Annotated in this window: 8 protein-coding genes; 2 read left to right on the forward strand and 6 right to left on the reverse strand. The window is 71.1% G+C overall.

Annotation, left to right across the window (positions count from 1 at the left end):
• Positions 1-89 precede the first annotated feature (89 nt).
• A complete protein-coding gene (locus tag ACZ6QO_RS05245; protein WP_465847846.1) occupies positions 90-914 on the forward strand; it encodes an SDR family oxidoreductase in 825 nt (274 codons plus the stop codon).
• A gap of 194 nt (positions 915-1,108) precedes the next feature.
• Positions 1,109-1,972 (forward strand): haloalkane dehalogenase, encoded by an 864-nt coding sequence (locus ACZ6QO_RS05250; RefSeq protein WP_465847848.1) that lies wholly within the window; start codon positions 1,109-1,111, stop codon positions 1,970-1,972.
• 118 nt (positions 1,973-2,090) lie between these two features.
• On the opposite strand, the gene ACZ6QO_RS05255 is transcribed toward ACZ6QO_RS05250, so the two are convergent.
• The 6 genes from ACZ6QO_RS05255 to ACZ6QO_RS05280 form a co-directional block, all read right to left on the reverse strand.
• Positions 2,091-2,411 (reverse strand): hypothetical protein, encoded by a 321-nt coding sequence (locus ACZ6QO_RS05255; protein WP_465847849.1) that lies wholly within the window; start codon positions 2,409-2,411, stop codon positions 2,091-2,093.
• 355 nt (positions 2,412-2,766) lie between these two features.
• A complete protein-coding gene (locus ACZ6QO_RS05260; protein ID WP_465847851.1) occupies positions 2,767-4,644 on the reverse strand; it encodes a DNA/RNA helicase domain-containing protein in 1,878 nt (625 codons plus the stop codon).
• 243 nt (positions 4,645-4,887) lie between these two features.
• Positions 4,888-7,029: a DEAD/DEAH box helicase gene (locus ACZ6QO_RS05265; protein ID WP_465847853.1), complete on the reverse strand. Its 2,142-nt coding sequence runs from the start codon at positions 7,027-7,029 to the stop codon at positions 4,888-4,890.
• Positions 7,026-8,366 (reverse strand): BREX system ATP-binding protein BrxD, encoded by a 1,341-nt coding sequence (gene brxD, locus ACZ6QO_RS05270; protein ID WP_465848081.1) that lies wholly within the window; start codon positions 8,364-8,366, stop codon positions 7,026-7,028. Before brxD ends, ACZ6QO_RS05265 begins: the two co-directional genes overlap by 4 nt.
• Positions 8,367-8,368: 2 nt before the next feature.
• Entirely contained in the window at positions 8,369-11,098 is a 2,730-nt protein-coding gene (pglZ, locus tag ACZ6QO_RS05275; protein ID WP_465847855.1) for a BREX-2 system phosphatase PglZ, read from the reverse strand.
• Positions 11,099-11,151: 53 nt separating this feature from the next.
• Positions 11,152-14,895 (reverse strand): BREX-2 system ATPase PglY family protein, encoded by a 3,744-nt coding sequence (locus ACZ6QO_RS05280; protein ID WP_465847857.1) that lies wholly within the window; start codon positions 14,893-14,895, stop codon positions 11,152-11,154.

Consider the following 14,895-nt stretch of genomic DNA (forward strand, 5'->3'; position numbering starts at 1 on the left):
TAACTATAGACGCGTGGCGATCTGATCGACTAAGGTCCCTCTCGATAGTTAGTCAGCCGACTCACTCACTCTCACTGGAGGGACTTCTCATGATCGTGGTAACGGGTGCGACCGGGAACGTCGGGCGGAACGTCGTGCAGATCCTCGCCGCGGCCGGCGAGCAGGTGACGGCGGTCTCCCGGCAGTCCGTACAGCCCTCGCAACTACCGCCGGGCGTACGGCACGTTCGGGGCGACCTCGCCGAGCCCGTCAGTCTCAAGCCCGCGCTGGAGGCGGCCGACGCGCTGTTCCTGCTCGTCGCCGGTGACGACCCGCAGGGCATCCTGGACCTGGCCAAGTCGGCCGGAGTCCGGCGGGTGGTCCTGCTCTCCTCTCAGGGAGCGAGGACGCGACCCGAGGTCTACCGCCACCCCGCCGCGTTCGAGGATGTCGTGCGGGGCTCCGGTCTGGCCTGGACGATTCTGCGGCCCGGCGGCTTCGACTCCAACGCCTTCGCGTGGGCCGAGCAGATCCGGTCGCGGCGGACGGCCGCCGCGCCGTTCGGCGACGTCGGACTGCCGACCGTCGATCCGGCGGACATCGCCGAGGTCGCGGCCGCGACCCTGACCCAGGACGGCCACGCCGGCCGCTCCTACGAGCTCACCGGCCCGGAGCCGGTCACCCCGCGGGAACGGGCCGCGGCGATCGGTGCGGCACTGGGCGCTCCGATCCGGTTCGTCGAGCAGACCCGCGAGGAAGCCCGCGCGCAGATGCTGCGGTTCATGCCCGAGCCGGTCGTCGACGGCACCCTCGCCATCCTGGGCGAGCCGTCGGACGACGAGCGGAAGGTGAGCCCGGACGTCGAACGGATCCTCGGCCGCGCGCCGCGCACCTTCGCCGACTGGGCGGCACGCAACATCGCGGCCTTCCGATGACCGCCCCGGCCGGTGACCGTTCGGCGACGACCTCGGATCATTCCCGAAGGCGCCTAACCGCGTCGGCGGGCCGCTGCGCGTCGCCGAGGGGGCACGTCGCCACGCCGAACGCCACCGGCCCGCCCGGCCCGCCCGGCCGGATCGTGATCTCAGTCGACCGAGTGATGAAACCCAACATCTGAGAAGGACACAGCATGCCCATTCAGCCCGTACTCGACTCGACGATGTACTACGAAGACCTCGGCGCCGGCGCCCCTATGGTCTTCCTGCACGGCAATCCGACGTCCTCGCACCTGTGGCGGCATGTCATCCCCGCCGTTGGCGAGCCGGGCCGCGCCCTGGCTCCCGATCTGATCGGCATGGGCAGTTCCGGCAAGCCGCCCATTGATTACACCTTCGCCGACCACGTCCGCTACCTGGACGCCTGGTTCGACGCCCTCGGCCTCGATGACGTGGTGCTGGTCGGCCACGACTGGGGCAGCTTTCTGGCCTTCGACTGGGCCGCTCGCCACCCCGGCCGCGTACGCGGCATAGCGTTCACCGAGGCGATCGTCAAGCCGATGACCTGGAACGAGTTCCCTGAAGGAGGGCGCGAGCTGTTCCAGGCGATCAAGACGAGCGGTGTGGGCGAGGCGATGCTCCTCGACGACAACGCCTTCCTCCGGCAGGGGCTGCCGGGCACCGTCGCCACCGCCCTCAGCCAGGAGGACCTCGACGTCTACAGCAAGCCCTACCCCACTAGGGAAAGCCGCCTGCCGCTGCTGCGCTGGGCGCGGTCGATGCCGCTCAGCGGAGAGCCCGCCGACGTCGTGGCCAGAATCGAGGCTTACGACCAGTGGCTGGCGACCAGCCCTGACGTGCCGAAGCTGCTGCTCACCTTCAACCCGGGTCCTGGCCACATGATGACCCCGGCGATGTACGACTGGTGCGCGGCCAACATGGCCGGCCTGGAGATCCGGCACCACGACGTGATCGCCGGGCACCACACTCCCGAAGACCACCCCCACCTGATCGCCGCCGCCATCGCCGACTGGGCCGACAAGCACACACTCCGCTGATTACCGCGGAGGTCACCGGACGCGAGTCCGGCGCGGACGCCGGCGATGGCCGAGAGCCACCCCTCGGGGCCCTTGGCCAGGCCGGACCCGCGTCCTGTCCAGATTTCCGGCTATTGGGTCACCTTGGGCCGTATCCCTGGGGGCCGTACGGGCGCGGGTGGTCGTGATGCCAGTGGTGATGGCCGTGGTGCCAGTGATGGTGGCCGTGGGGGTGGCCCGGCGGGTGGGCGTGGTGCCAATGGGGATCACCGTAGGGCTGGCCGTCGTGGCAGCGGTCGCTGTACTGACCGTAGGGAGTCTGCGGGCAGGGGTGGGCCTGCGACAGGGACCCCGTGTCCTGGATCGTGGCGGATGCGGTGGCGGCCTGGGCCGACATCGCCGCGGGAACGACAAGAGCGAACGCCGCCAGCGAGCCGGCGGCGAGAGCGTTTCTGAGCATGGGAGATCTCCGTGTCTGGTGATCGAGTTCGGCATGGTGCCTGGACTCACGGAGCGCCGATCTGGCTTTCCGCAAGGTTCGCCGAATCGGCCTCTACGTCCAAGACGCTAGTCGCGGCACTGTGAATGGCCATGCCGTGGAAGCAAAAGTCGGGACCGGGATCGCCATGTAATTTGACCGACGAATAAATCGGAATTCCCGATAAATAAGCGATTTGGGCCGGTAATACCTGAGGTCGGGGCTTGCCATCGGTGCCCAGGGAAAGAGCCCGTCGCGCCGCACGTGACGCGGGCGGCACTGTCCGACACCCGAGCCTGGTGCCGTGCTGCGGCATCAACGAGTCGTATGCGTCGGATCAACGGGGCAGCAGTCGCCGGAGGTGATCCTGGGTCTCCGGGTCGACGGAGTACAGGAAGGTGCCGATCATGCCACGGGTGAGCAGGACCTTGTACGTGTTCCTGATCAGGCGGTCGGCCTGCTCGTCGGCGGTGCCTCGGGTGAGGGCGGGATCCTTGCTCGCCCGCCGGATGGTGACGAACCTGCCGTCCCGTACCACCAGGTCAGGGCCGATGATCACACCGCTCCAGTCGTACTCGAACCCTTGGGCGGTGTAGACGCAGCCGACCTGCTCGAAGCCGCCGTCGGCCGTGGCCCACAGCGCGCTGGCGGGCGCGTCGCCCACGGCACGGTCGCCTTTGACGTTCCAGGGCCGGGACCAGTCGCCGACGCGGACGTCGGGGACGAGCGTGTCGTCCGTGCGAGGTTCGCTCCATGGCCAGCAGAAGCCGGCCGTCATCCGGGCCGAGTACCCTGCGTCGAGTTTCGCGCGCAGCACACCTTCGAGTTCTCGCGGAGACTCGGTCAACGCGACCGCGAAGTGGTCGTCGCCGGCCCATGGTTCCGGCGAGCCGCCGTCCAGTCCGAGGAGCCGCAGCACCCAGTCCTCGTACGCGCGGCTGCCTCCGCAGCGGAACTGGTCGTCGAGGGAGATCACGCGGACGGGTAATCCCCTGGCTTCCGCGTGTGACCTGATCTCGGCGACCGTGCCCATCTCGCCCGGCCGCACGACCTGGTGCTCGTCCAGCAGGAATACCGGGACCCGCGCCGCGTCGAGCAACTCGTCCACCTGGCGCCGGTCGCTGCGCAGGCGGGCGGGCGTGTAGCGGTTCTGGGACGTCTCCCGGATGCGGTGCGCTTCATCGCATATCAGCACGTCCAGGTCGTTGCGTGCGGCCTGGGTGAAGCTGTTGAAGTACTTGAAGAGGTTCTTCACCTTGGAGGAGCCCTTGCCCGGCACCCGCCGAAGCGTTTCGGTGAACGAGCGGGAGCCGGTGGCGTGGACCACAGCCCGTCCCTGCCGGGACAGCTCACCCAGCAGCGACAGGGCGATGACGCTCTTGCCGCTGCCCGGCCCGCCGGTGACGACGACGACCTCCTTGGCGTCCGCCCCCCGAGCGCGCTCCACGGCGTGCATGACCATCTCGTACGCCAACCGCTGTTCGGCGAGCAGCACGAACTGCTCTCGCTCCTTGATCTCGCGGGCGGCCAGCTTGAGCAGTTGTTTGGAGGGGCGGATGGCGCTGCTCAGCAGGCGGTCCGCGGCGTCCGCGCCAGGCTGTGCGGCGAACTGGTCGCGGAGGTAGTCGAGGAAGGCTCCGCGGCGGCTCTTGGCGAACATGCGGGTGCGCTCGCCGGTGACCGCCGAGTAGAGGTCCCGGACGTCGGCGTCGGCGGCGTTGTGCAGGTAGGCCACACCTCTGATCGCGTCGTCCCGCCCCTCCAGAGCACCGGTGAAGTCGGCGATGTAGTCGCAGTACCCCTGTACCTGGAGCGCCGGATGCAGCCGGGGCCCGCCGGGCATGCCGTCGACGAGGACGAGATCGGAGTCGTCCTCGAACAGCTCGGCCCGGCTCCACTGCTTGAGCTCCACCACCACGTACGCGTCGCCGCCGGTGCGGCGGTCCACGCCGGCGAGCACGACGTCGGCGCGCTTGCTGGTCAGCGGCAGCTGGTACTCGACCAGCATCTCGATACCGCCGAGTCCGGCTTCCACCAGGTCGCGAGCGAGGATGGGGAGGCTGCGATCCCACGATCTCGCCTCGGCGGGGGAGGGGTTGATGTGCGCGGTCCTTCGGAGATGCTCCGCGAGGGCGTCGCTGAGACGCCTTTCGGGAATCGAACCGTCGAGCGCGAGCTTGGCCAAATTTTCGGCGGAATGCCGAAACGCCGTCACGGACCTACCCCCAAGGCAGCACGAGAGACTCGTGCGGTATGGGGGCGTGTCCGCGATCAGGCGATCAGCGGAAGCCCGTCGGGCCGCATCACTACGCCAGGCACATTACCTGGATCACCGGGAGAAATCAGGCGAGTCGCGGACCGTTCCACCCGATCTCCGGTGCATTCCGGCGATCAGCAGACGTCGCAAGGCACGGTGGCCTTTCTGGCCGGACCCCGGTGGCGCCTGAAGCGGCGGCGCTCATCCGTCCCAGACCGAGAACCGGACCGTTTCCTCAAGAACGGACGCCGCACCCTCGAGATCGGCGAGGCGGGCGGCCAGGGTGGCGGTGGCCAGACGTTCGGGCAGGGCGGCACTGAACTTCAAGCCGTTGAGCGCCTTCTCGTCGACGGAGGGAAGGCAGAGCCGTTCCGGGGCGTCCGCGGTGGCCACCTTCCACATCTCCGCGGTCAGATCTCCCCGCAACCGCAGGAAGGCGTCGTCGACGCGCTGCGCCTCGTCGGCGACTCCGGCGAGCGTCGCCGCCAGGGTGGCGTTCGCCCGGAAACCGGCCCAGGTCCACCAGCGGACGTCGCCGCCGGTCGAGCGGGTGATGACCGTCCCGCCCGGATGCACCGACTCGACCGCCTCCTCACGCAGCACGGCCAGCCGGTCGGCGGCCCGCCGGGTCAGATGCACAGGAGGGTCGGCGCCGAGCAGCACCGACCGCATCGACCGCGCCATGGCGAACGAGAGGCCGCCGAGCCCGAGTCCGTTCCATCGGGCCTTGCCGCGGCCGTCGGCGGGCTCCACGAAACAGCGGCGCCGTCTCCAGTCGATGTAGGTGACCCGCCAGGTCCGTCCGCCCAGCAGCAGCAATCGCGGCCCCTGGACCTCCTCGGTCAGCAGCGCCGGGTCGGTACGCCCGATCTCGGTGCGCCCGGCCAGCACGGTGAACTCGGGCGCGGCGGTGAAGACCGCGGTGAGGTTCATGAAGTGCCGATGACCGAAGCGGCGCTCGGCCTCGGGCCCGATGAAGAGCATGCCGCCGTCCTGGTCGAGGTAACCGGCGGACACCAGGTGGGCGACGACGGGGGCGGCCGACGGCCCGAACGGCCCGAGCCCGTTCCACCATTCCGGCCACAGCCGGTCGCCGACCCGATGCTCCTGCAGGCACAGCGCCAGCAACTGCTGGGCGGCGATGTGCCGGGGTTCCGGCGGCGGGCTGATCGGCTCCACCCAGCCGTGGCCCCACAGCAGCAGAAGACCGGCCGCGTGGAGGAGAGCGTCCTCGGTCAGCGCCAGGAACAGGCAGTTGCGCAGCGTCCCGGCCCGCCGTCCGGTACGGCCGAGGCGCTGGAGGAACGAGGCCACCGTCATGGGCGCGTTGAGCTGGATGACCCGGTCCAGGTCGCCCACGTCGATGCCGAGCTCCAGGGTGGACGTGGCCACGATGACGCAGTCGCGCGCCTCGGCGAACGCCTGCTCCGAACGGCGGCGCTCGTCGGCCGACAGCGAGGCGTGCGACAGGAACGTGGTCACCCCCCGCGCGCGAAGGGCGTGTCCGAGTTCTTCCACCAGTTGCTTGGAGTCGCAGAAGACCAGCCGCTTCTCGCCGCGGTGCAGCGAGGCGACGACGGTGGCCGCGTTGGACACCGAGCCGACGTAGTCGAGCTGAACGTCCCCGGCCGGGGACGCGGCGGAGCCTTCCAGTGACGGCCCCAGGGCCCGTGCGGCGGACGCGTCGGCGTCCAGGTCCGGGGCGATGACCTGGGCTGGGCGAACACCGGCCCCTGAGCCCTGCAGCCAGCGCAGCAGTTCGCCGGGGTTCCCGACCGTCGCCGACAGCCCTACACGCTGCAGTGGCCGTCCGGTGACGCGGGTCAGCCGCTCCAGCACGGCGAGCAGATGCCACCCGCGGTCGTCGCCCGCGAAGGCGTGCACCTCGTCGACCACGACGGACCGGAGCCCGGCGAAGAATGCCCGGTGGTCGACGTTGACGCTCACGAGCATGGATTCCAGGGACTCGGGCGTGGTGAGCAGGATGTCCGGCCGTTCCCGCAGGATCCGCCTGCGGGCCGTGCCGCTGACGTCGCCATGCCACAGCGCCACCCGCCTGCCCAGCCACGCCGCGTACGACTCCAGGCGGGGCAGCAGGTTGTTGAGCAGCGCCTTGATCGGGCAGACGTAGATCAGGGACGTGCCCTGCCAGTCGGAAGAGGCCATCCGGGACAGCAGGGGAAAGGTCGCCGCCTCCGTCTTGCCCGCCGCCGTGGGAGCCAGGAGCAGCGCGTCCGCGCCGTCGACCAGCGGGGCGACCGCCGCGCTCTGCAGGGGGCGCAGGGACGGCCAGCCGAGGGTGTTGACGATGTGGTGCTCGACCACGGGATGCAACCCGGTCACGGCAGGTCCAGCTCGACCTCGTCAGCGGAGCCGGACGGCCGTGCCGGCCCTCCTGCGACCGCGTTGCGCTCGTACTCGTTCAGCTCGCCGGTCGCGATCGTGAGCGCGTAGTGTGCGCGCGGGTCGAAATCGGGGAACTGGTCGACTCTGTCCAGCACGTCGCCGACCAGCTTCTTCAGGAACACTCTTGGTGCCACTCCCGCCTTACCGCCCAGCGAGCCGGCGACCGCGTGGGCCAGGTCCGCCAGGTAGGCGTCGTCCACCACGGCCAGCACTCGAGGCGGGTCGGCCGCACCGGACGCGTAAAGATCGCGCACCCGCCCTCCGAGTTCGAGCAGCGCATCGAAGGTGAACCCGGGAAGCCGGATCTGCGCCGCCCGCGGGTTGTCGAACCTCGGGTCGGTGGTGAAGTCGGTGGCCAGCCGCGACGCGAGCGGCGGGAGCCGCTGCAGGCCCTGATGGCCCTCGAAGAACGCCGGCGTCCCGGTGATGAGCACGTACAGCCCAGGGAAACGACCCGAGTCGATCTCGTCGACGAGCTGGCGCAACGCGTTGAGCGCCTTGTCGCGCACATCGGACCGGACTCGCTGCAGCGTCTCCACCTCGTCCAGCACCAGCAGCAGCCCCGGATGGCCGGAGTCCCGCAGCACGGTCAGCAGCCCTTGCAGGAAGCCGAGCGCCCCGAAGTGGTCGAGGTCGCCGCGCACTCCGGCCGCCCGCTTGGCGGCGGACGCCACGTGCGGCTGCCCGCCGAGCCAGGCGAGCACGCCTTCCGCAGTGGCCATGTCCCCGGCCGCGACCGCCGTACGGTAGCCGCGCAAGGCGGCGGCGAACGTCGGAGCCGACCGGCTGACCTCGGCGAGCCGCCTTTCCAGCAGGTCGGTGACCGCCGCCTCCAGTGCCGCGGCGTCGTCCTCGGAGACCCCGCCGGCGAGCGAGTCCTCCTCGAGGGTGAACATCCAGCCGTCCACGATGGCGCGAAGCGCGCTCGGCGGGAACTCGGCGGTGCTGAGGTTCTCGCACAGCCGCCTGTACACCGTCTCCAGCCGGTGCAGCGGGGTCTCGGTCTCGGAGATCTGCACCTCCGCCACCGCGAGCCGGGACCGCTTCGCCTGCTCGGCCAGCCATCGGGCGAAGAAGGTCTTCCCCGAGCCGTACTCTCCCCGCACGGCCTTGAACACCGACCCGCCCCCGGCGGCGGTGGCCAGCTCGGCGGACAGCGCCGCGGAGAACCGGTCCAGGCCTACGGCGAGCAGGTCGAGGCCGGCGACCGGCACCGTCCCACGGCGCAGCGCGTCGACCACCTCCCGGCGGCGGCGCTCGCTGACGTTCGAGATGGTCACGGCGCGCGCACCCCGAACTGCTCGGCGAGCACGTCGGTGGACAGCACCACGGTGACTCCATCAGGGTCGTAGGTCACCGGGTCGTAGCCGTCGATGCTGAGCAGGCGGCGGATCGCCGCGAGCACAGACCGCATGCGCGCCGCCGGCACTCCCGCGACCGTGGACAGAGCGGACTCGTGCAGCCGCCCGCCGTTGCGCATCAGCGCGCCCAGGACGGCGACCACGCGCGTGTCGTCGGGGGCCGCGCGACCGGCACGCGTACGTTGCGCGGCGTACAGCGGGCTCGCCACCAGCGCGTCGAGGAACACGGTCACCGTGTCGGCCGCCGCCTTGCCGGCCGCGCCGCCCGCCGCGGTCGCGGTCCCCGTGCCGCCTTCCTGCTCGCTCGTGTCCGGTGCGGCCTCGCCCGCCGCGGGCGGAGGCATGTCGAAGATGGCGTCCTGGCCGGGCATCTGGCGCGGCCTGTTGCGCGACTGCGTCACCCGTACCGGGGCGGTGGGCACGCCGCCGGACGGCGGTGCGGTGGCAGCGGGCGGTGAGGTGAGCGGCGCGTGCCACCAGACCGGTTCCTGCACCGGAGCCTGCGCCCATCCCGCCACTTCTTCCGTGGGGGCGGAGCTGAAGACGGCGAACGGCACGGCGACCTCGGCCGCCGACGCGCCGCCGTGGTAACCGGCCCGCTTGCCGGTGTAACGGATGTCCTCCCGCCAGGGCAGGATGACCGAGCCGCCGCCCAGGAGGACCCGCCGGCCGCGCACCAGCACCTCGCCTTCCCGGGGAGCGCCTTCGGAGACCCGCCAGCGGGCGGACTGGGCCCCCGTCCCAGAGATCATGGTGCTCCCTCGCTCGACCACGTGTCCATGGTCGGCGGTGAGGACGAGAAGGCGTCCGGCCGCCGCCGCCACGTCCACCAGGGCGGACAGGTGCTGGACCTGTGCCGGCGTCCAGGCGACGCCGCCGGGGTTCATCTTGTCGAGAGCGTCGTCGATGGAGTTCAGCACGACCCCGATCACTCGTACGTCGCTCGCGATCGCGGTCTTGACCTCCGAGGCGAGCTGGGACCCGCCGGGCCCCGGCAGATCGGCCTTGTGGAACAGCCGCGCCCGCGGGTCGCCCGTGGCGGAGGGGAAGCCGGCACGCTCCTCGTCCTGGCCGCCGGTGCGCAACGTGCCGGTCAGCAGGCTCGTGCGGCAGGCCTCGGTGACGGTCGGCAGTACGGGGAGAAGCACGTGCCGGTGTCCCAGCTCGGCGTCCACCAGCTCGGTCCAGCGCCGCTGGGTCAGCCCAGCGGCGATCTCGGCCAGGTTCCCGGCGGTCATGCCGTCGAGGACGACCACCAGTACCCGGCCGAGCGGTCGCACCAGGGCAGGCATGGCCGCCTCGATGGGGATGAGCCGGCCCGGCTGCTCGTCGACCTGCACGGCGTGCGCGAGCCGGGTGGCGAGCGACCGGTTCTCCGGCGCCCGGCGGGCCTCGACGGCTGCCAGCAGCTCCTGGTAGGCGGCTCCCACCAGGTCGTCGGTGTCTCCGGTCCAGACGTCTGCGTACGCCCATTCGATGTAGGCGCCCTCCTGGACCTGCCGGTACAGCGCGTCCGCCAGCGTGGGCGGCACAGGGCCGGCCGGGGTGGACAGCCAGCGGACCAGGCGCAACGCCATGCGGGCCGTGGGAGTGCGCGACTGCCGGTCCGCCAGCTCGTGCGCGACGAGCTGGGTGTGCGCCTCCTCGACGACCGCGAGCGCACTGGGGGACGGCGTGGGCAGCGCGTCTCTCACGGCTCGCGCGAACCGCTGGAGGCGGGTCTCGTACGCGCCGGGCAGCAGCGGCGAGAGCTCGATGAGCGACGCGGCGTTGAACTCCCGGAGGAGTCCTTCCGCGCGCTCCAGCAGGCTGTCCGGCCGTTCGAGCTGCGTGATCAGCGCCTCGGCGGCACGGGCCCAGGTCTGCGCCTGGTCGGCAGGCAGGTCGGCGCCGCCGAGGCGGGCCCGCAGCAGCCCACGGGACTCCGCCGCCTGAGGACCCGCCTCAGGGCGGGAGAGCAGCCCGGCGACCAGGCCGAGCGGCACCGCGTCGCCGCCGTACCCGCTCTGCACGGCCCGCAGCGTCCAGGCGCCCGCGGCGCCGGTCACCTCGCCCAGCCACCGGCCGAACCCCTTGCGGGTGTCGGTGTCCAGCTCGGTGAAGCGGTTCATGGCCACCGGATCGAGCGTCCACCGCAGCAGGCTCAGCGTGTCGGGATGACCGGAGCCGAGGTACGGCTCGCCGTCGGGGCCCTTGCCGAGCAGCACCTCGGCGAGCTGCCCGAGGGCGAAGTCGCGGGTGAGCGCGCCTCCCGGAGCGGCCGGCCAGCCGTTCTCAGGCGGCTGCCAGGCGGCCAGCGCCGACGCCGCCCAGCCTTCCTCCAGCAGCAGCGGGTCGAGCGTCTTGGCGTCGAACGACTGCTTCAGCAGCTCCCACGGCTTGATCGCGATGAGGTGGCCGCCGGCCAGGTGGGTGCGCACGCCGATGCCGAGGTCCCGGTCGCCGACGTCGGTGAGGACGACCAGGTAGTCGCCGTCGCGCGACGCGTGCTCGACCAGCGCCTCTCGCACGGCGAGAGCGGACGGGCAGGCACGCACGTGGACGGTCACGTCGTCATGCCGGAAGGACGGCTCACCGGGCCATTCCGGCCGGGCGTGGATGCCCACCACCCGCCGGTCGCGCTCACCCCGGTGAACCTTGCGCATGATGGTTCGCACCACGGGCAACGTGGCCGCGGCCAGGGGTGCGCGCGTGGTCGTCACGAGTGCGCCCGCCAGGTGATCGTGATCTCCATCTCGGGGTTCTTCTTCGCGAACTCGGACAGCTCCACCATCACGTCCATGATCACCTGCTCGGCCTTGCTCGCCACGACGACGAACTCGCCACCGACGTGGTCGCGGTGCTCATTCCCTCCAGGACCCGGTTTCGGATCCGGACCTGGCGCGGGACCAGGGCCGGGTATGGGACCGGGACCGGGCTTGGGATCCGGGCCGGGGCCGGGAGTCGGGTCAGGCTTTGCTCGACCGGCCAGGAAGGCCGCCGCGCGGCGGCCGGCTTCGCCCAGCGCCGGGGCGAGCGACACCTCGAACTCGTTGCGGCGAGCGATCTCCCGCAATCCCTCGACGATGGACTCGGCCTGGACATCGCCGGTCATGGAGGCGACGGGTTCGAGCAGGTCCCACTGGGCGCGGCGCAGCGCGTCGGCGGTCTGCTGCGCCGACTTGAGCGAGCGCGCGAGCACCTCCTCCTTCACCGGCATGGCGGTGGCGGCGAACACCTCGACCAGCTCGGTGTCACCCGACTCCGCGACCAGCCGCCTGACCAGATCGAGCGCCTCAGTGGCGGTGGTAAGCCGTGCGGAGGCACGGTCGAGACCGAGCAGCGACTGATGCTTCACTAGCTGGTCGTGCAGGAACTGGGCCGGTTCGCGGAGCGCCCTCGCCGCCGCCCGCACCTCGGCGGCGAGCTTGCCCACGTTGGCGGCCGACCTCAGCGGCGTGACGTGAATGCCGAAGATCTTGCCCGCACGGTCCTGCGCCGTCCGGAAGGCGACGTCGTCGGGGAGTTTCGGCAGCCGCAGCTCGTAGTCGGCGGTGATCTGGTCCAGCGGCGGCCGGGGCGTCCGGGAGCCGTGCCGGTACCAGACCCGGTCCTGGATCAGGGCGAACGCGGCGACCACCAACCCTCGGGTGTTCGCGTCCAGTCCGCGTGGGTGCGGCACGTCCATCCAGGCCAGCAGCTTGGCGACCGGGATCGACTCGCTCAGCCCGTCCTGGGCGGCGAGCTGGGTGAAGTGCCTCCGCCACCAGAAGGTGTCGCCGTTGAACAGGAAGGCGTTCTCCAGCGCCTCGCCGACGCCGAGCGGGTTGGCGACCTTGCGGAGGATCTCGCGGTCCTTGGCGACCACCGCGACCCGCCCGGACTGCTCGGCGGCGGCCAGGTCGAGGTACTCCAGCACCTTGGCCGTGTCGGCTCTGCGGACCTCTGAGGCGAACCTCGGATGCTCGGGATACTGCGCCGACAGCATCTGGTCGATCAGGTGGTCCATGCAGTCGGCGAGCCGCTGGCCCACCGGGGCCCCGAGGTTGAGGCCATGGTCGAGCGTGCCGAAGAAGGACGAATGCCCTCGCGAGGCGTCGATGTCGGCCTCCAGGCGCGGCGCCGCCCCGTACGCCTGCTGGATCACGCCGAGGAGTTTGTTCTCCAGCGTGCTCTTACGGTTCTCCAGCAGCGCCTTGGCCGTCGCACGGTCCTGCACCGACAGGTGGTTGGCGTTGGACTCGAACCTGTCGGAGGAGGCGAGGACGTAGCGGAGCCGCACCAGCTCGCCGAGATCCGTCTCCCGGGCGGCGGTGAAGAAAGCGGGCACCCAGCACACCGTGCGGCTCTGCACCCCCGAGCGTTCCAGGTCCTCGACCCGCGCCAGGTCGTCGCTGGGGCCGTGGCCGGAGGTGTCGAACGGGAAGTCGATGACGAGCTTCCATCGGTCGCCTTCGGCCATCAGGGAGGCGTCCGGCAGCTCGTGGGGGTCGCGCACGTTGCCGAACAGCACGTCCACCGTGCGCCTGCTGCCCCGCCAGGTCACCGTGTGCGGCAACCCGCCGCCGATGGTGTCCAGGTCCTTCGGCGGCAGCCCGAGCGACCGGAACACCAGCTCGCGCAGCAGCCGCCGCCGCTCGCCGGTGTTGTCCTGAGAGATGACCCGGTCCAGCACGCTCTCGTAGTCCACCCCGGCGAGCTGAATCGTGATCATGGGGTTGGCGTGGTCACCACTGAGGTGGATCTCGCTGACCCCCGACCCTGCGAGCTCGCGGAACAGGCCGAGGACCCGCTCGGCCTCGCGGCCCCTGATCGGCGTGGCGATCGTGCCGTGGTTGAGCGCGGCCAGCTTGCCCGCCGTCAGGTTGGCGAGCGCTGGCACCTTGGGAGCGAGCGCCGCCAGCAGCGCCGTCTTGACCAGCCGGTCGTCGGTGACGAACGGGTGGGTACGCGGTAACCCCTGCTGCGCGCCCTCGGCGAGCTTGTGCCGGTCCAGCAGCCGGGGGAGAAGCTTCTCTCCGTACAGCGTCCGCGCGTTGGCGAAGTGCTGCTTCATGTCGTCGGTGAGCGGCACCACCCCCGCGTCCATGAGCACGTCGAAGACGTCGCCGACCGGGATGATGTCGTCGACGGTCAGCTCTTCCCGGCCGCGCCGCAGCAGCTCGGCCATCGTGCGCAGCGCCGTCCGCTCGCGCTGGAGCAGGCCGGACAGGGCGACCATCGTGGCGACCAGCGCGGGGGAGAAGGGGTAGGTCTGGCGGAAGCTCGCGGCGTCCGCCGACTCGTCCAGACCCTCCAGCAGAACGTTCCAGATCTTCGGCTCGCGGGTCACCTTCGTGAACGCCGCCGACAGCTCGCCGTCCTGGCCGGGCTTGGCACGCAGCAGCCGGCGGCCGACGATGACCGGCAGGTTGCGATCCTCCAGGGTGACCTTGTTGAACCGGTCCTCCCACCAGCGGAAGGTCTCGCCGATGGCGTACTTCTCCGCGCCGGGCACGTTGTCCCCGAGGAAGTCGCGCAGGTCCCGCTGCCGGGCCACGAACGACACCAGCGGCACCACACGCTGCGCGTCGGAGGACTCCACCAGCTTGGCGACCCGCGCGCCCTGGTCGCCGACGAACGCCGGGTCGGAGCTGCGCGAGGCCAGCCAGAGCACCAGCTCGTCCAGGAACAGCACCACGCAGTCGTAGCCGAGCTGCTTGGCGTGCGTGCTCACCACGGCGAGGCCCTGGTCGAGGCTCAGGTACCCGGCGTTTCCGGTGTACCCGCTGAAGTGGGCGCGGATCAGGTCGGAGACCAGCCGCATCCGCTCGGGGTCACCGGCCGGGGCGTTGCGCGCCGCCGCGTACGACTCGGCGCTCCAGCCCGGCGCGAGCGTGCCCCAACCACCCGACTGGGGGGCGCTCTGGCTCGCCGAGGGGCGAAGGCTCGCGAAGAACGCCTCGTCTCCGAACCTGGCGCGCAGGTTGTCGGCGTCGTTGAGCAGCCCGTCGGTCAGGTGGACCTCGGGAGTGGGCGCGTCCGGGCGCAGACGGCGCATCTGCTCGACGTACCCGCCGAGCACCGCCTGCTCGATCGACTGCGCGCCGATCAGGTGGTAGGTCAGGCAGAGCATCTTGCGGTCGGCCAGCCACGGGTCGTGCTTCTCCAGCACCCACTCCAGGCCGTCGAGCGCGCGGGCGTCCGGGTCGTGCCGCAGGATGGCGTGCAGCACGGCCATGAAGTGGCTCTTGCCCGAGCCGAACGAGCCGTGCAGGAACGCGGCGTCGCTGCGGCCCTTCCCCAGCGCGCCCTTGACGTAGGAGAGGGCCTCGTCGAAGCAGGCGGCGAGCTGCGGGGTGACCACGTAGCTGGCCAAGGTCGCCTTGACCTGGGAGACGCCGTCGCTGAGCTTGAGCACGAAGTCGTTCGCGCTCAGCTCCTCGGGGATCTCGATGACGTCCTTGAGCATCTTCCTGGTCAT

This window comes from Sphaerisporangium sp. NPDC049457, from assembly GCF_055586705.1.